Consider the following 17,174-nt stretch of genomic DNA (forward strand, 5'->3'; position numbering starts at 1 on the left):
CAGGCGCCGCAGCGGTCTGCCTGGATCACAGGTCAGCCAAGGGATGAGTCGTTTCTGCAGGCCAGGCAGGAACAAAAAAGCGTTCCACCCAGCGGGCATCAGCCTGTTCCAGCGACGCCGGATTCCAGCGTGGCTGTTTGTCTTTATCAATCAGCAGTGCGCGTATGCCTTCCTGGAAGTCGCCCTGTACGCCACACTGCAGCGACACAATGTATTCCAGACGGAAAACATCGGCCAAGGACAGGTGGTGTACCCGCTCCAGCAGCTCAAAGGACAAGCGAGCCGAACCAGGAGCACCTTTAGCGAAGGTTTGCGCGGCGCGAGACAGCCAGGGGTCAGTACTGTCCTGCCACTGCTGCAGAGCCTGTGTAATGCGTTCAAATTCACGGCTGGCGCAGACATCACGCAGCATGGCGTAATTTTGCTCCAGCGGGCCGCTATCAGGGCGAGCCCCATCTGCCAGACTGCGCAGGGCCTGATGCAGGCTGCTGTCACGAGCCGCGCGTTCATCAGACCAGTTCGTGGCTTGCAGGGCCTTGAGCAAGGCGTCGAAATGCACTCGTGGCAGGTAGGCGTCCGCCAGGCCCAGGAACAAGCAGTCCGAGGCGTTGATTTGCGCGCCGCTCAGCGCCAGGAAATGGCCGATCCCCGCAGGCAGATGCGACAGCATCCAGGTGCCGCCCACATCAGGGAACAAGCCAATGGAGATCTCGGGCATGGCAAAACGCGTGGTATCTGTCACCACACGATGGCTGGCGCCGTTGAACAGGCCCACGCCGCCGCCCATCACAATACCGTCACCCCAGCACAAAATCGGCTTGGGGAAGGTATGAATCAGATAGTCCAGGCGGTATTCCACATCGAAAAATTCGCGGGCGTACTCGTTATTCCAGGCCGAACCACCCTGGTTCTTTTGCATGGAGGCGTACAGCGAATGCAGATCGCCCCCTGCACACAGCGCCTTTTCTCCGGCGCCGTGCAAGACGATCATGGCAATACTGGAATCCTGCGCCCATTCCTGAAACTGCTTGAACAGCAGCTGGCACATTTCCAGATTAAGTCCATTCAGGGCTTGCGGGCGGTTCAGCGTAGCAACACCAATCGCCTTCCCGTTCTGGCCGGGCAGGCGATCAAACAAAACAGAATCCGTCATCGAATATCAGCTCCAAGATCAATGATTTGTCGTGCAATGATGACACGCATGATCTCGTTTGTGCCTTCCAGAATCTGGTGCACCCGAGTATCGCGCACCAGTCGCTCAACAGGATAATCCTTCAGGTAACCATAACCGCCAAAGAGCTGTTGTGCATCCACGCAGGCTTGAAAACCCAGATCCGTGGCCATGCGTTTGGCCATGGCGCAATAAGTGCTGGCCTGGCTGCTACCGGCGTCCAGGTGGGAGGCGGCCAGACGCACCATTTGGCGGGCGGCGACCACGCTGGTCAGAATATCGGACAATTTGAATTGCAGAGCCTGGAACTGGTCCAGATGTTTCCCGAACTGGCGGCGCTCCTGCATGTATTGGCGGGCGGCATCATACGCGCCCTGGGCGGCTCCTACCGAGCAGCAGGCAATATTGATACGCCCACCGTCCAGGCCCTTCATGGCCAGCTTGAAGCCCTCGCCTTCCTGGCCCAGCATGGCCGAGGCAGGAACGCGCACGCGCTCAAAGGTAATGCCACGTGTGGACTGGCTGTTCCAGCCCATCTTCAATTCTTTACGACCGTAGGTGATGCCGGCCGCATCAGCAGGAACGGCAAAGGCGGAAATCCCCTTGGGGCCATCGCCACCGGTTCGAGCCATGACCACCAGCAAGTCCGTATCCCCGGCACCGGAGATAAAGGCTTTGCTGCCGCTGATCAGATAGTCGTCGCCATCACGCTCGGCGCGGGTGCGCAGCGAAGCGGCGTCCGAGCCTGCGCCCGGTTCGGTCAAACAGTAAGAACCCAGTTTCTGGCCGCTGCTCAACAGCTCGCCCCATTGGGATTTGACTTCGTCCGTACCCCAGGTGCCGACCATCCAGGTGACCATATTGTGGATAGTCAGAAATGCGGTAGTCGAGGGATCAACCGCCGCCATTTCTTCAAACACCAGGCTGGACTCCAGACGTCCCAGGCCCAAACCGCCGATGGATTCCGGGGCGTACAAGCCGCAAAAACCCAATTCACCGGCTTTACGGAACGCCTCGATCGGGAAAATCTGTTCCTCGTCCCAACGCGCCGCATGCGGTGCCAGTTCCCCTTGTGCGAACTCGCGAGCCGCTTGCGCAAAAGCGTTCTGATCGTCTGTCAGTATCATGTCTGTCTCCTTATTTTTACCCACCATAATGCGAGCCGCCCCCTTTAGTTGTCGTGCTGATGACAATCAGCCGTTTCATAGGAGGCAGTGCAAGGCAGGAGGCGACAGTCTAGCTGAAAGTAGCGACCTGATGATCAGGCGCAGAAGAACTAGGCGCGGGCAGGTTTGCGGCGGGGTCTGGCGGCAGCGCGGGCGGCCAGCTTGTGTGCGTAGCGACGACGGCGGGAGTCCATGGGGTCAAAGACCAGCTCACGGTAGACTTCCACCCGGTCCTGATCCTGCAAGAGCTGGTCCAGCTGGCAGCGTTGGCCGTAGACACCGACGTGCAACGCGTCCAGGCCCTGTTCATCGTCCAGCGGCGGCAAGCCGCACTCACGCAGCCCTTCGGCAATCCCTGCTTTTAACAGGGCATCACGGACACAACTGCCCGCAGGCAAACGCAGGGCGGCTTTCCAGACCTGGGCCTGGGTCGCCACAATCACGCTGACGGATAATTCAGTCACCGTAGACCTCTTGGGCACGGCGGGTGAAGGAATCGATAAAGCTGTTGGCAACGCGGTTGAAGATGGGGCCGACCACCATTTCCAGCGCCCGGCTGGAGAACTCGTACTCCATGGTGAACACGATCTTGCAACCGTCTTCGCCCAAAGGAGTAAACTGCCAATCCCCCGTCAAGGCCGAGAATGGCCCTTTGACCAGGCGCAAGACAATACGATTGGGATAATCGTGTTCGTTGCGTGTGGTAAAGGTTTGACGAATACCCGCAATGCTGATGGTAACCGAGGCTTCCATCCCCTTTTCGTCGCGCTGGTTGACGGTCGCGCCACCACACCAGGGCATGAACTCAGGGTATTTTTCCACCTCTGCAACCAGGTCAAACATCTGTTCGCAGCTATAAGGAAGGAGGACGGAGCGTTTTACTGTATGCATCAGGTCTGGTTAATAGATAGAATGTTCTGATTTTACAATCTATGGTTGGCAATTAATTCATGAGTATTGTTGATAATCGCAAGGCTACCCACGAATATTTTATCGAAGAGCGCTTTGAGGCTGGTCTGGTCTTGGAGGGTTGGGAGGTCAAGGCGATCCGAGCTGGTCATGTACAGCTCAAAGAAAGCTTTGTCATCGTACGCGAAGGCGAGCTGTTTATTATCGGGATGCACGTCAGCGCTTTGCCGACAGCGTCCACCCATATCCGGCCCGATGCCACTCGTACACGTAAACTGCTGCTCAAAGCCGAAGAAATCAGCAAGCTGATCGGCAAGGTTGAGCAACGTGGTTACGCCTTGGTTCCCCTGAACCTCCACTACAAGAAAGGTCGTATCAAGCTGGACTTCGGTCTGGGCCGCGGTAAAAAACTGCACGATAAACGTGATGTTTCCCGCGACAAAGACTGGAAGCGCGAACAAGAACGCTTGATGAAACACGACACCCGCCGTAAGACGAATGAATAAAACGGGCTAAAAAGCCCGTTTTGTTCCAAATCTCAATGTAATTTAACACGAGGGGCGGCCCGTTTGCTGAGCAAGCGGCCCAAAGCCAAGGTTGCCGTTCGCGCAACCCCCAAAATCGCCATGTGGTGCATCAGGTGCAGGCTCATGTACATGATGCGAGCCAGCAAACCTTCCACAAACCAGCTCTTGCCGGACAAGACCCCCATCAGGCTCCCTACCCCACGGCTATGGCCCACGGAAACCAGCGAGCCGTAGTCCTTGTAGACAAAGGGTGCTTCATCCACCGGCTTGCCCTGAATGCGCGCAGCCAGACGTTTGCGCAAGTAACTGGCTTGCTGGTGCGCGACCTGAGCGCGTGCGGGCAGGAACTGGCCTTCCTTGTCCCAAGGCACTTGTGCGCAGTCGCCCAGGGCCCAGATATAGGGGTCGGGCGTGGACAGACAGGAATCCAGCACCAGCTGATTGATACGGTTGACGGGCAAGCCCAGCTGACCCAAAAAGGCTGGGGCTTCAATCCCGGCCGCCCAGACGCACAAATCGTTGGGATACTGGCCACCGTTTACATCCTCGATGTGATCCGCTGCCAGACGGCTGACCCGTACCGAGGTCCGTACCGCCACGCCACGCTGTTCCAGCAGGCTTTGAGCCGTGGCGGACAGCTTGGGCGGCAAGGCGGACAGAATGCGATCTGCGCCTTCCAGCAAGGTAATACGCACTTCCCGGTCCGAGCTGCTGCCCGGAATGCTGTAAATACTTAAATCGGCACGGGCCTCCAGCAGCTCGGCCGCCAGTTCCACCCCGGTTGCCCCGCCCCCGACAATATTGATGTACAGCGGTGCACCCGGCTCCCGTTGCGCGCGGCGTGTGACACTGATCAGCTCATTGAGCAATTTCAAACGGAAACGCTCGGCCTGATGGGTCGAGTCCAAGGCCAGTGCGTGTTCGTGGGTGCCAGGCGTATTGAAGAAATTGGATTTGCTGCCCACGGCCATCACCAGCGTGCCGTAAGACAGGCTGCGTTCCGGAAAGACTTCTTCGTGATCGGGCCCCAGAACAGGAGCCAGCGTAATAACGCGCTGTTCACGGTCTATGCCGGTCATTTCGCCCTGAATAAAGGTAAAGCCGCAGTCACGCGCCAGCATGAAGTACGACAGCCCTTCACGGTGAATATCCAGGGTGCCGGCGGCAACCTCGTGCAAAGACGGTTTCCAGATATGGTCACTGTCCTTGTCAACCAGAAAGACATGCTGACGCCCGAACTGACGTCCTAATTTGGCAGCCAGCTCCAGGCCACCTGCCCCGCCCCCAACGATCACCACTTGATACGACTGCGTAGTAGACATCCAAAACTCCTTGGGCCTTGTCTTAAGCAAAGAGAGTATCAGAACCGCCGCCTTATACTTTAAATTAAAACAGATAAGGACTATAGCGATCTGTAGACGCCGCCAGGCGCCTCCAGAAGCGCTGGCCTGTGCTACCACCCGAATGTGTGGCACTTTTGCGCTTTAATAGGCCTTAGATCAAAGACTGAAGCAAACAAATAGGTCCAGCAGCAGTGCATGTCGTAAAATTAAGGGGTTTGGTCTTGCTTCCCCTTAACGATCGAAATAGAGCAGCAGCACAGCAGCCATTGATACGGTATGATGCTGACTTTGTCCTATTCACTTAATTTTTGCCTGCCATTATGCACGACGATGTTCCCCGAAAATCCCAACGCGCGACTCGAAAGGGGCGCGAACGCCGCGACAAAATCCTGGAAGTTGCTTCCGAGGTTTTTCGCGAGAATGGTTTTGAGGCCACATCCATGTCCCAAATCGCTGCATTGGCAGGCGGCTCCAAGGGCACACTCTACAACTACTTCCCGTCCAAAGAAGACCTCTTGCTGGCTGTCCTGCTGACAGGCGCCCAGGAATTTACCGAGCAGGTCCTGACCAAGCTGGACTGCGAAGGCGAGATACGCGAAGAACTGAAGCGCTTTTTGCTGCCCATGCTGCGCAATCTCTACTCCAAGCAAACCGCCCAGCTCTTGCGTATCGTTGTCTCGGTAGGCGGCCATAGCGATATCGGCAAACGCTTCATGGAGATGCTGGATGATCAGATCTGGGACGGCGTACAGTGCTTTTTTGCCCGACATATCGAGCGCGGCACCTTGCGCAAGCTGGACCCGGCCTTGATGGTGGAACACTTCCGCTGCCTGAGCGAAGGCGAAATCGTGCTCCTGCTGATGGGTGCCATGGAGCCCTGGAGCGAAGAGCACATCCAAAGCGAAACCGAACATATTCTGGATATGTTCTTGCACGTCTACCAAAACGACACAGCCAACTAAGGTTTCATCACGCCGCTGCGCCGCTGGCTATCAGCACCCTACCCACCGTAGCAACAAGCAAACACCCCATACAAAAACACCCCGGCATGGAAGCTCCATGCCGGGGTGTTTTGTTTTGACTGGCTTGACCAGCGTACTGCCAGAGAAACTTCTCTGGCAGTAACTTAGGTCTTAGGCCTTGGCCAGACGCTGCCAGGTGTCCACAACCGTGTCAGGGTTCAGCGACAGCGAAATAATGCCTTCTTCGCTCAGCCACTTGGCCAGGTCGGGGTGGTCGCTGGGGCCTTGGCCACAAATACCAACGTATTTGTTTTGTGCCAGACATGCCTTGATGGCACGGCTCAACATGAACTTCACCGCTTCATCGCGCTCGTCGAAGTCGGCAGCCAGCAGTTCCATACCGGAGTCACGATCCAGACCCAGAGTCAACTGAGTCATGTCGTTGGAACCGATGGAGAAACCGTCAAAGTGCTGCAGGAACTTCTCGGCCAGAATGGCGTTGGAAGGCACTTCGCACATCATGATCAGGCGCAGGCCGTTTTCGCCACGAGCCAGACCGTGGGAAGCCAGCAGCTCAACCACACGCTCTGCCTGACCCAGGGTACGCACGAATGGCACCATGATTTCGACGTTGGTCAGACCCATTTCGTCGCGCACTTTCTTCAGGGCTTCGCATTCCATCTTGAAGCATTCTGCGAAATCTTCGGACAGGTAGCGAGCCACACCGCGGAAGCCCAGCATTGGGTTCTCTTCCTCGGGCTCGTAGCGCGAACCACCCACCAGCTTGCGGTATTCGTTGGACTTGAAGTCCGACAGACGCACGATGACGGGCTTGGGGTAGAAGGAAGCGGCCAGAGTCGCAATACCTTCAGCCAGTTTTTCCACGAAGAATGCACGTGGGCTGGCGTAGCCACGAGCAGCCGATTCCACCGCCTTTTTCAGGTCGCTATCCACATTGGGGTAGTCCAGAACAGCTTTGGGGTGAATCGCAATGTTGTTGTTGATGATGAATTCCAGACGAGCCAGACCCACACCATCGTTAGGGATTTGCGAGAAGTCGAAAGCCAGTTGTGGGTTACCCACGTTCATCATGACTTTCAGGCCGATCTCGGGCATTTGGCCCCAGCTGACTTCTTCGATCTCGGTTTCCAGCAGACCGTCGTAAATACGACCTTCGTCGCCTTCAGCACAAGACACCGTCACTTCCTGGCCTTCTTTCAGCACGTCTGTGGCGTTGTTGCAACCGACCACGGCGGGAATGCCCAGTTCGCGAGCAATAATCGCCGCGTGGCAAGTACGGCCGCCACGATTGGTGACGATAGCCGAAGCCAGCTTCATGATGGGTTCCCAGTTAGGGTCCGTCATGTCGGTCACCAGCACGTCGCCGGGTTTGACCAGATCCATCTCGGAAGCGTCAGCCACGATACGGACTTTGCCCGAACCGATCTTCTGACCAATCGCACGACCAGTCACCAACACTTCGCCGGTGGCTTTCAGGCGGTAACGCTCTTGCACATCGTTGCTGCCTTGCTGGGACTTGACCGTCTCAGGACGGGCTTGCAGGATGTAGATCTTGCCGTCGATACCATCACGACCCCACTCAATGTCCATAGGACGCTGGTAGTGTTTTTCGATGATGGTGGCGTAGCGGGCTAGTTCGATCACTTCTTCGTCGCTCAGGGAGTAACGGTTGCGCTCGGACACAGGCACGTCCACGGTACGCACAGCGTGATCGGTGGTACGACCTTCGTCAAATTCCATCTTGATCAGCTTGGAGCCAATACGGCGGCTGATGATGGGGTAGTGACCGGAAGCCAGTGTTGGCTTGTACACGTAGAACTCGTCGGGATTGACCGAACCTTGAACCACGGTTTCGCCCAGGCCGTAGGAGGAAGTCAAAAAGACCACGTCCTTGAAGCCCGATTCGGTGTCCAGGGTGAACATCACACCGGCGCTGCCCTTGTCGGAGCGCACCATGCGCTGAATACCAGCGGACAGAGCCACTTCAGCGTGGGCGTAGCCCTTGTGCACGCGGTAGGAAATAGCGCGGTCGTTGTACAGGGAAGCAAACACGTGGTGAATCTTGCTCAGCACCTCGTCAATGCCCACCACGTTCAGGTAGGTTTCTTGCTGACCGGCAAAGGAAGCGTCAGGCAAGTCTTCAGCGGTTGCGGACGAACGCACGGCAAAGGAACCCTTGCCATCGGCGTCCAGCTCAGCAAACGCGTCACGTACGGCTTTTTCAAAGTCGGCAGGGAATGGCGTGTCGATGATCCACTGACGGATTTCGGCACCGGCAGCAGCCAGTTCACGAACGTCGTCGGCGTCCAGCGTATCCAGACGCTGCTGAATGCGCTTGTCCAGATCGTTGTTTTTCAGGAAAACGCGGAATGCTTCGGCTGTTGTGGCAAAACCACCTGGCACGCGCACACCGGCGTCAGCCAGCTGGCTGATCATTTCACCCAGCGAAGCGTTTTTACCGCCCACTGTGTCGACGTCCGTCATGCGGAGCTTGTCGAAACCAATTACGTAAGACATAAGTCACCTTGAATAGAAAAAAAAGCGTGTTTGCTTAGGGCAGTGATCCCAGCGTTGCCGTCTGTGTGATCTGTCCTAAGCAAACCTGCCTTTCCATACCCCGATTCGAGCGGTAAATGGTAATCTTGCAAATTGTACCGTTTCCCGAGCATTGTGCACGACTTATTCCATGTCTTCTTCTCCTATTGAGCGTACCGTCTTTGTCGTTTCCGACAGCACGGGCATTACCGCCGAAACTTTCAGCAACTCCGTCCTGTCGCAATTCGCTCAATTCGAATTTCAGGCCATCCGGATTCCCTTCATCGATACCATCGAGAAAGCCCAGTCTGTCGCTGACCGCATCAATCAATGCGCCCAGGAACAGGGCCAGCAGCCTTTGGTATTCAGCACCCTGGTTGACCCCAAGATGGCGCACATCATTGGCGCGGCCAATTGCACCTTCCTGGACTTGTTTGGTGCCTTTGTACGACACATTGAACGCGCCCTGGGAGTGAAATCCAGCCGTTCTGTGGGCCGTTCGCACTCCGGTGGCATGTCCAAGCGCTACAACAACCGCATTGAGGCCATCAACTTCAGCCTGGCGCACGACGATGGTCAGTACGTGAATGGTCTGGAACAAGCCGACGTGATTCTGGTGGGTGTGTCCCGCTGCGGAAAAACGCCTACTAGCTTGTACTTGGCGATGCAGTACGCCGTCAAGGCCGCCAACTACCCCATCATTCCCGAAGATTTCCAGCGCGGCACCCTGCCCGCCACGCTGGCCCCCTACCGGAAAAAGATTTTTGGCCTGTCCATTCATCCGGACCGTCTGTCTGAAGTGCGTAATGAGCGCCGTCCGGGTAGCAAATACGCCACCATCGAGCAGTGCCGTATGGAAGTGGCCGAAGCCGAGCGCCTGATGCGCATGGAAGGCATCCCCTGGTTGTCTACCACCACCAAATCCATCGAAGAGATCTCCACCAAGATTCTGGACGATGTCGGTTTGGACCGCCGCTCTTACTAAGGATTGAACGGCTAGTCCACGTGATACGCCCCCTGCGGGTGTATTCGGACAGCCTCAACATCAAGGCCTGATCTCGGTATCACACCGAACTCAGGCCTTTTTGTTTGCTGTGGGTACGGTATCAGGTCTGCTTCGCCCCCGTTTGCGTCTCTGCGGGTGTCCATCTGCCTGGACCTGCTTGTCTCCACTGGGCTTGCCCCCCTCTTAGTCCAACTTGCCCACCCAGACCTGCGGATGCTGATCGGCCCAAGGCAAGGCTTGCTCCAGTTGCCCGGCCAGCCCAAACAAGAGGCATTCCTGACCATAGCCGGCGGTAAACATCATCCCTATGGGTAAAGAAGTGGCCACATCCTGCCCAGCAGGCACGGACATGGAGGGGGAACCGCTGATATTGGCCAAAGCCGCAAAAGGCGCTTGCCGGAAAACATGGGCAATCCAGCCCAGGCCATCTACCTGATCCTGTACCTTGTTGTACTCCCCCACCTTCATGGGCAACGTGGGCACGGTCGGCGTCATCAAGACATCGTATTTCTGGAAATACGCCCCCAGATTCCGGGAGACCGTATTACGCACGGCAATCGCCCCCAGAATATCAATCCCGCTTATCTTCTTGCCGTAGGCATAGGCCGCCAGCGTGGCCTGCTCCAGATACTCCTCATTTACCGGCCGTCCTGTGGCCACGGCAATGCTGTCTATCCACGCCGCCGTGTTCACGTTCCAGAACTGGGCATTGGCGTGCACAAAAGCTTCCCAGCTGACGCCGAAATCAAACACCAGGGGCTCCACCTGATGACCCAGGGACTCCAGCACCGAGGCCATATCAATCGCTTTGGCCGCAATGGCAGACTGGGTTTTATCGCCACTGGGTGGGTCCATCATCAGCCCGATACGCAAGGAGCCTGGGTTTTTCTTCACAGCCGACAGAAAGGTTTGAGGTGGCGCTGCCGTGTAATACGGCTCTCCAATACCAGGGCGGCTAATCGCATCCAGCAAGGCTGCACTGTCCCGCACACTGCGGCTGACACCCAGGTGGGCCAGCAAACCGCTCCACACCTCATCTTGCAGAGGGCCGCTGGAGACACGCCCCCGAGTCGGTTTCAAACCAAACAGGCCGTTCACCGCCGCAGGGACACGAATGGAGCCACCGCCGTCGGTTGCATGAGCCACCGGCACCATCCCTGCTGCTACCGCAGCGGCCGAGCCTCCTGTGGAGCCGCCTGCATTGAACGCAGGGTTCCAGGGGTTCAGCGTAGGGCCTACGCAGCGTGCTTCCGTCGTTGTACTGATGGCAAACTCCGAGGTGGTCGTCCGCCCCAGGGTGACCAGTCCTGCCTCCTTGTAGAGGCTCATCAAGGTACTATCCGCATCCATCACCATGTCTTGCGCCAGCTTGCTACCCAACTCGTAGCGTTTGCCCTTCATGGTGATGGCCAAATCCTTAATCAAAAACGGGACGCCGTACAGTACGGAGTCCCGGTCGGCATGGGGGTCAATCTCCCCGTCCCAGCTCTCTACAACCGCATTGATTTTGCTGTTCAAGCTGTCGACGGCTTTTTTGCCCACCTGGCTTAATTCTTGAACACTGATTTGTTTCTTGGCGACCAGCTCAGCCAGCGCCAGGGCATCATAGGTCGCGTATTCGCTAAGTTTCATTGTTGACCTCATCTGAAAAGGATTGGGAATCCAGCCGGATACAACGATGGAGCGATACAAAGGGAAAAGGCGGCTCTGCGGGAGCCTCTAGCAGACAGGCGTCTACTACGCTATGCACTCAGTGCTAGCGTACCGATAAGTAGGCGCCTTACTAGATGATTTACTTGATTTTACAAGTAGAGACAAGTGCTATATCAAGACAGAATTAGCGCATACAGGCTAACTCTGCTTAACACCGCGCAATAAAGCCGCTGGGACTAGCGGCTATGTTGACGACGTTGCTCGTACAGGCAAAGTGCGGTGGCTATGGCCACGTTCAAGGACTCCACGCCAGGAGCCTGAGGGATGAACAAGCGTTGAGTCGCTTTGGCCAGCAAGGCCGGGCTGACACCCTGCCCTTCATTACCAAAAACCCAAATCCCTTGGTTGGGCAGGCTGGACTCATACAGGTCCTGGGTATCCAGGCCCAGAGAAGTCACCAGCACCGGCAAGGCGGCTTTTTCAAGCAATGCCACGCCATCGACCTGCTCATGGATTTGAATGGAGAAATGAGCGCCCTGCGCACTACGCAGCACTTTCTGCGACCAGACGCTGGCACAGCCGGGGGTCAGATACACCGCTTCCAATCCCACCGCTACCGCCGTCCGCAGCACCGTACCCACATTGCCCGGGTCTTGAACCTGATCCAGCAAGATGGCGCATTTCGTGGGAGTTGTCCAAGCCTGTCCACGAGGCACACGGACAATAAAACCTATGCCCTGCCCCTGGCCAACCTGGGACACCGCGTTCATCAAGGTGGCATTGAAGGTGACGCTGCTATGACCGGGCAGGAAGCGCGCCAGCTCCAGCAGTTCATCCGAGTGACGATCCATCTCGAAAACGGCCAGTTCCGGCAAGCCCCTCCGTTCCAGCCACATTTGGCACAGATGGATGCCTTCCAACCAAATCAGCTGATCGCCCCCGTCCAGCTCGCGTTTATCGTGAGCCAGGCGCTGTACTCGTTTGAACAGCGCATTATCTTTGGATTCAATCAGCCTCATTTTCTTCAACTTACCTAACTAAAGATGCGCGTACAGGCGCGAAACTTCGACGATGCTCGGGACAAGGCCCGTGCTGGGACAAACGATCCAAATGCAAGGCCGTCCCGTAGCCTTTGTGCTGGTCAAAACCGTATTCGGGATAGTCTCGGTGTAATTCCAGACAGACCGCATCCCGCGCGGTTTTGGCCAAAATCGATGCGGCCGCAATGGCAGCATGGCTGGCATCACCTTTGATGATGGCTTCTGCCGGGCAACACAGGCCGGTTGGAATGCGATTGCCATCCACCAAGGCTTGTTCCGGTTTGACGCTCAGCCCATTACAGGCTCGCTGCATCGCCAACATGGCAGCGTGCAGGATATTGATGTCATCAATTTCCGCCACGGTAGCGCTGGCAATTTCCCAGGCCAACGCCCTTTCCTTGATCAGCACTGCCAAGGCTTCACGCCGTTTGGCGCTCAGCTTCTTGGAGTCGTTCAGGCCTTCAATGGGATTGTTGGGGTCCAGAATCACGGCAGCGGCAAAGACGGGACCTGCCAAAGGGCCACGCCCCGCTTCATCCAGCCCCGCAACCAAACCTGCCGAGACATCACTGACTAATAAATCCAGCTGCTTCATGCACGCGCCATATTCAGAATGACCTCGGCCGCCAGGGCCGGTGTGTCCCGACGCAAGGTCAAATGCATCTCGGTAAAGACCTGCTCGATATGCGCCACGTAGCTCTGATCGCTCAAGGCCTTCCAGCACTCCTGCGCCAACTTCTTGGGCTCGGCATCCTCTTGCAGCAGCTCCGGCACGACAAAATCCCGAGCCAGCACATTGGGCAAACCCACCCAGGGCACATAAGGCCGGTCCTGACCGGACTTCCACCGTATGATGCGCTCCATCATGGGGCTGAGCACATACGAAATAACCATAGGACGCTTGTACAAGGCCGTTTCCAGGCTGGCAGTACCACTGGCTACCAGAACCGCGTCACTGGCCTCCATCACCGTCCAGGCGGGTGGACGGACCACACCTTCCGAATCCGGCTGACGAATACCGGCCGTATTGGCATCGATAATGTGCAAATTGCGAACGGGGTGTTGGGCCAGTGCTTCCTCAAACTCCTGACGGCGCTTGGGATTGACCATAGGTACCAGAATCGTCAGATCCGGATCCTGGTCCTGCAAGATCCGTACGGCCTGCAAAAAGCGCGGCGACAGCATCTTGACCTCGGAGGAGCGGCTGCCGGGCAATACGCCCAGAATACGGCCTGTCTCGGGCAAGCCCAGGCGACGGCGCGCATCAGCCTTGTCCGGCTGCACAGGAATATTCGCTGCCAAGGGGTGGCCCACATAGGTCACTGGAATGCCTTCCTTTTCGTAGATCTCGGTCTCGAAAGGAAACAGCACCAGCATATGGGAAACCGCTTCGCGGATCTTGTGGATACGCTCATAGCGCCAGGCCCAGATCGAGGGCCCCACAAAGTGCACCGTAGGCACACCAGCCTGACGCAAACGATGCTCCAGGCGCAAATTGAAGTCCGGGGCGTCAATACCCACAAACACATCGGGACGCTGGCGCAACCATTGATTGCGCATGCCCAAATAGGTGGAGACCAGACCCGGAATACGTTTGAGCGCCTCGACGTAACCAAATACTGTCAAGGCGTCCATGGGATAGTATTGGTGAAATTGCTGGGCGGCCATCTCGGGGCCGCCTATGCCTTCTACCTGCAAGCCAGGATTGCCCTGGCGCAGCCCTTGAATGATGCGAGCGGCCAGCAAATCGCCAGACGGCTCCCCTGCCACCATTCCTATACGCAGATCCCGCTTGGCCCCTGTTTGCCCCGACCCGTCTGAACGCGCCGCTAATGGGCTGGAGGCGCTGCTCATGGTCGGCAAATACCCCGGCTGGAGTCGTTCAGAAAGTCGATCATGACCTGAACGGCCGCACGGCATTCAGGCTGCGTTTCCTGCAAGGCTTGCATCTGCTCTACCGCCTGCTCCACCGTCAGCTTGCGACGATACAACAGCTTGTAGCTTTCCTTCACGGCTGAAATCGCTTCAGCCGAAAAGTTGCGACGGCCCAGGCCTTCGCTATTCACACCAACAGGGCGGAAAGGATCGCCTGCACCGATGACGTAAGGAGGAATATCCTGACGCACCGAGCTGGTGCCACCAATCATGCTGTGCGCGCCGATACGACCGAACTGATGCACAGCAGTCAAGCCGCCCAGAATGGCCCAGTCGCCGATATGCACGTGACCGCCCAGCTGGACGCTATTGGCAATAATCGTGTGATTGCCGATCTGGCAATCGTGAGCAATGTGGGTGTAGGCCATGATCCAGTTGTCATTGCCAACACGGGTCACGCCCACATCCTGCACCGTGCCGGTGTTGATGGTGACGTATTCACGAACCATATTGCCATCGCCAATTTCCAGGCGAGTCGGTTCACCAGCGTACTTCTTGTCCTGCGGCATGCCCCCGATGGAGCAGAAACGGTAGAAATGGTTGTTGCGACCAATCGTGGTCACCCCATCTATCACGCAGTGAGGGCCCACTTTGGTGCCCGCCCCTATCGTGACATTGGGCCCAATGATGCTGTAAGGCCCGACCTCAACATCATCTGCAAGCTGAGCGCCTGCTTCGATGATGGCCGTTTCATGAATACGCATAAACTATTCTTCCAATTGACGGATAGCACACATAATTTTGGCTTCGGCAACCACTTGGCCATCGACCAGGGCGCGGCCTGTGTACTTGCACAAAGCGCGGCTGATACGGTCAGCCGTCACTTCCAGACGCAACTGATCGCCTGGCATCACGGGTTTGCGGAAACGTGCGCCATCCACACCGACCAGGTAATAGGCCAGCTTGTTGTCCACTTTGGCGTACGGATCCTCGGGATCGGTAAAAGAGAACAGTGCGGCTGCCTGAGCCATGGCTTCAATGATCAAGACCCCAGGCATAACCGGCATGTGCGGAAAGTGGCCCGTAAAAAAGGGTTCATTCATCGACACGTTTTTAATGGCGACGATGCTCTTGCCGGGCACCAGTTCCAAGACGCGATCAACCAGCAGCATCGGGTAACGATGAGGGAGGCGATCCATAATTTGTCGAATGTCGAGTTCCATGTCCTGTCCTGCTTATTTTTGTTTATTGATATGTTCAGATGATTCATTTGCCCCATCCGCCTGCTGACGTTCCAAAGAACGCAGGCGACGGCGCAAACCGCTCAATTGTCCCAACACGGCAGCATTTTTCTGCCAGTCCTGGTGTCCTGCAAAGGGATAAACCCCGGTATAACGTCCGGGCTGGCTGATGTTGGAGGTAACAGCCGTACCGCCAGAGACGTGTACATCGTCCCCCAGAACCAGATGCCCCGAGAGCATGGCGGCCCCCGCAATCGTACAACGCGCCCCGATCTGGGTAGAGCCGGCCACCCCCACACACGCCGCCATAGCGGTATGTTCGCCGACCTGCACGTTGTGCCCGATCATGATCTGGTTATCCAGCTTGACGCCGTTGGCCAGCACCGTGTCATCCAGTGCGCCACGATCCACCGTGGTATTGGCACCGATTTCAACATCGTCACCAATACGTACGTGACCGATCTGCGCAATCTTGGCCCACGCCCCCTTCCCTTTCACAGGATCCGGCGCGAAACCAAAACCGTCAGCACCCAGCACCACGCCCGAATGCAGAATGGCGCGCGCGCCAATGTGCACCTGGTGGTACAGGGTGACACGTGCGTGCAGCAAACAGTCCTGCCCAAGAGTCGAACCCGCAGCAATCACGCAATGCGCACCCAAACGGGTGCCGCGTCCGATCTTGACGCCAGCCTCGACCACACAGAATGGCCCAACCGACACACCCTCACCCAACTGCGCACTGGGATCAATCACCGCAGTGGGATGAATGCCCTTGGGCAAATCCGCCATGCGTACCTGATCAAAACGCTGCGCCAGCAGCGCATACATCAGATAAGGTTGCGAGCACAAAACCGGGATAAAGGATGGTGTAAAGCCCAGACCTTCATAGACTTGTGGCGTCAGTATCACCACCGCGGCAGAAGTCTGCTCCAGCAGATCCTGCATCTTGGGATTGGACAGAAAGCTGATTTCCTCCGGGCCCGCAGAAAGCAAAGAGCCTAGGCCCCGAATCCGGGGCATAGGCTCTTTAATGCCTTCTGGCAGCTTGCAATCCAGTCCGGTCTTGTTGATGGCGTCTATGAGTTCAGACAGTTGTACAGCCTGATCAACGTTCAGCAATACCGGCATAGTGCATCAACCGCCCAGTGCTTTCAGAACTTCCTCGGTGATGTCCACGCGTGGGCTGACAGTGACGGCGTCCTGAATGATCAGGTCGTAGCCTTGGGAGTCAGCAATACGTTTGATGGCGGCATCAGCCTGCTCAACAATGGCCGAGAACTCTTCGTTACGGCGACGGTTGAAGTCTTCCTGGAATTCGCGGCGCTTGCGCTGCAAATCGGAATCCAGATCAGCCAGCTGACGCTGACGCTTCACACGGTCGGACTCGGACAGCACAGGAGCGTCCTTGTCGAACTTCTGAGCTTGCGAACGCAGGTTGTTGGCCATGCGCTCCAGCTCTTCGTCACGGCGCTTGAATTCTGCTTCGATTTTGGTCTGGGCAGCTTTGGCTGGTTTGGAGTCACGCAGAATGCGTTCCGTGCTGACAAAACCAATTTTGGTCTGGGCCTGAACAACAGGAGCAGCGGTCATGGCGCCGACACCCAGCGCGGCAGCCAGAACGAGCGCTTTATTGCCACGCGACAAGCTGCGGGCGATGTTTGTAAGTTTTAATGCGATGTTTGACTTCATGAAAAATCTACCTTGCTAATTAGGCTGCAGAATAGT

Annotated in this window: 17 protein-coding genes; 3 read left to right on the plus strand and 14 right to left on the minus strand. The window is 56.8% G+C overall.

What is annotated here, in order from left to right; all coding sequences use genetic code 11:
* Positions 1–25 precede the first annotated feature (25 nt).
* The 4 genes from DUD43_RS10345 to DUD43_RS10360 all read right to left on the minus strand — a co-directional run bounded on the left by DUD43_RS10345 (position 26) and on the right by DUD43_RS10360 (position 3,228).
* Positions 26–1,153: an enoyl-CoA hydratase/isomerase family protein gene (locus DUD43_RS10345; RefSeq protein ID WP_153230229.1), complete on the minus strand. Its 1,128-nt coding sequence runs from the start codon at positions 1,151–1,153 to the stop codon at positions 26–28.
* Positions 1,150–2,298, minus strand: a complete 1,149-nt coding sequence (locus DUD43_RS10350) for an acyl-CoA dehydrogenase family protein (protein WP_045929894.1) — start codon at positions 2,296–2,298, stop codon at positions 1,150–1,152. The genes DUD43_RS10345 and DUD43_RS10350 overlap by 4 nt, the downstream gene beginning before the upstream one ends.
* A gap of 149 nt (positions 2,299–2,447) precedes the next feature.
* Positions 2,448–2,801, minus strand: a complete 354-nt coding sequence (locus DUD43_RS10355; RefSeq protein ID WP_088450071.1) for an RnfH family protein — start codon at positions 2,799–2,801, stop codon at positions 2,448–2,450.
* Positions 2,794–3,228, minus strand: a complete 435-nt coding sequence (locus tag DUD43_RS10360) for a type II toxin-antitoxin system RatA family toxin (RefSeq protein ID WP_042480744.1) — start codon at positions 3,226–3,228, stop codon at positions 2,794–2,796. The genes DUD43_RS10355 and DUD43_RS10360 overlap by 8 nt, the downstream gene beginning before the upstream one ends.
* A gap of 59 nt (positions 3,229–3,287) precedes the next feature.
* On the opposite strand from DUD43_RS10360, the gene smpB reads away from it, so the two are divergent.
* A complete protein-coding gene (gene smpB / locus DUD43_RS10365) occupies positions 3,288–3,752 on the plus strand; it encodes an SsrA-binding protein SmpB (RefSeq protein ID WP_042480746.1) in 465 nt (154 codons plus the stop codon).
* Positions 3,753–3,784: 32 nt separating this feature from the next.
* On the opposite strand, the gene DUD43_RS10370 is transcribed toward smpB, so the two are convergent.
* Complete coding sequence (locus DUD43_RS10370; RefSeq protein ID WP_153230230.1) at positions 3,785–5,095, minus strand: NAD(P)/FAD-dependent oxidoreductase; 1,311 nt, start codon at positions 5,093–5,095, stop codon at positions 3,785–3,787.
* Between the two features lie 341 nt (positions 5,096–5,436).
* On the opposite strand from DUD43_RS10370, the gene DUD43_RS10375 reads away from it, so the two are divergent.
* Positions 5,437–6,078 carry a TetR/AcrR family transcriptional regulator gene (locus DUD43_RS10375; protein ID WP_228125763.1) on the plus strand — a complete coding sequence of 214 codons (642 nt, stop codon included), beginning with the start codon at positions 5,437–5,439 and terminating at the stop codon, positions 6,076–6,078.
* A gap of 171 nt (positions 6,079–6,249) precedes the next feature.
* On the opposite strand, the gene ppsA is transcribed toward DUD43_RS10375, so the two are convergent.
* A complete protein-coding gene (ppsA, locus tag DUD43_RS10380; RefSeq protein WP_153230231.1) occupies positions 6,250–8,616 on the minus strand; it encodes a phosphoenolpyruvate synthase in 2,367 nt (788 codons plus the stop codon).
* A gap of 169 nt (positions 8,617–8,785) precedes the next feature.
* Here ppsA and DUD43_RS10385 point away from each other — a divergent pair, with 169 nt between their 5' ends.
* Positions 8,786–9,619 carry a pyruvate, water dikinase regulatory protein gene (locus DUD43_RS10385; protein WP_009454124.1) on the plus strand — a complete coding sequence of 278 codons (834 nt, stop codon included), beginning with the start codon at positions 8,786–8,788 and terminating at the stop codon, positions 9,617–9,619.
* 204 nt (positions 9,620–9,823) lie between these two features.
* Here the strand turns inward: DUD43_RS10385 and DUD43_RS10390 are convergent, their stop codons facing one another.
* The 8 genes from DUD43_RS10390 to DUD43_RS10425 all read right to left on the minus strand — a co-directional run bounded on the left by DUD43_RS10390 (position 9,824) and on the right by DUD43_RS10425 (position 17,138).
* A complete protein-coding gene (locus DUD43_RS10390; RefSeq protein WP_153230232.1) occupies positions 9,824–11,272 on the minus strand; it encodes an amidase in 1,449 nt (482 codons plus the stop codon).
* Between the two features lie 257 nt (positions 11,273–11,529).
* Positions 11,530–12,312 carry a TrmH family RNA methyltransferase gene (locus DUD43_RS10395; RefSeq protein ID WP_153230233.1) on the minus strand — a complete coding sequence of 261 codons (783 nt, stop codon included), beginning with the start codon at positions 12,310–12,312 and terminating at the stop codon, positions 11,530–11,532.
* Positions 12,313–12,322: 10 nt separating this feature from the next.
* Positions 12,323–12,928, minus strand: a complete 606-nt coding sequence (gene rnhB / locus DUD43_RS10400) for a ribonuclease HII (RefSeq protein WP_153230234.1) — start codon at positions 12,926–12,928, stop codon at positions 12,323–12,325.
* The gene (lpxB, locus tag DUD43_RS10405; RefSeq protein WP_228125964.1) at positions 12,925–14,106 is read right to left on the minus strand and encodes a lipid-A-disaccharide synthase; all 1,182 of its coding nucleotides are present in this window, start codon (positions 14,104–14,106) and stop codon (positions 12,925–12,927) included. The genes rnhB and lpxB overlap by 4 nt, the downstream gene beginning before the upstream one ends.
* 77 nt (positions 14,107–14,183) lie before the next feature.
* Positions 14,184–14,972, minus strand: a complete 789-nt coding sequence (gene lpxA, locus DUD43_RS10410) for an acyl-ACP--UDP-N-acetylglucosamine O-acyltransferase (RefSeq protein WP_042480769.1) — start codon at positions 14,970–14,972, stop codon at positions 14,184–14,186.
* 3 nt (positions 14,973–14,975) lie between these two features.
* Positions 14,976–15,431 (minus strand): 3-hydroxyacyl-ACP dehydratase FabZ, encoded by a 456-nt coding sequence (gene fabZ, locus DUD43_RS10415; protein WP_003799758.1) that lies wholly within the window; start codon positions 15,429–15,431, stop codon positions 14,976–14,978.
* Positions 15,432–15,443: 12 nt separating this feature from the next.
* Positions 15,444–16,577 (minus strand): UDP-3-O-(3-hydroxymyristoyl)glucosamine N-acyltransferase, encoded by a 1,134-nt coding sequence (lpxD, locus tag DUD43_RS10420; protein WP_153230236.1) that lies wholly within the window; start codon positions 16,575–16,577, stop codon positions 15,444–15,446.
* Positions 16,578–16,583: 6 nt separating this feature from the next.
* Positions 16,584–17,138, minus strand: coding sequence for an OmpH family outer membrane protein (locus DUD43_RS10425; RefSeq protein ID WP_003799754.1), 555 nt, complete (start codon positions 17,136–17,138; stop codon positions 16,584–16,586).
* Between the last annotated feature and the right edge of the window lie 36 nt (positions 17,139–17,174).

The sequence above is a fragment of the Alcaligenes faecalis genome (assembly GCF_009497775.1).
GTDB lineage: Bacteria > Pseudomonadota > Gammaproteobacteria > Burkholderiales > Burkholderiaceae_B > Alcaligenes > Alcaligenes faecalis_D.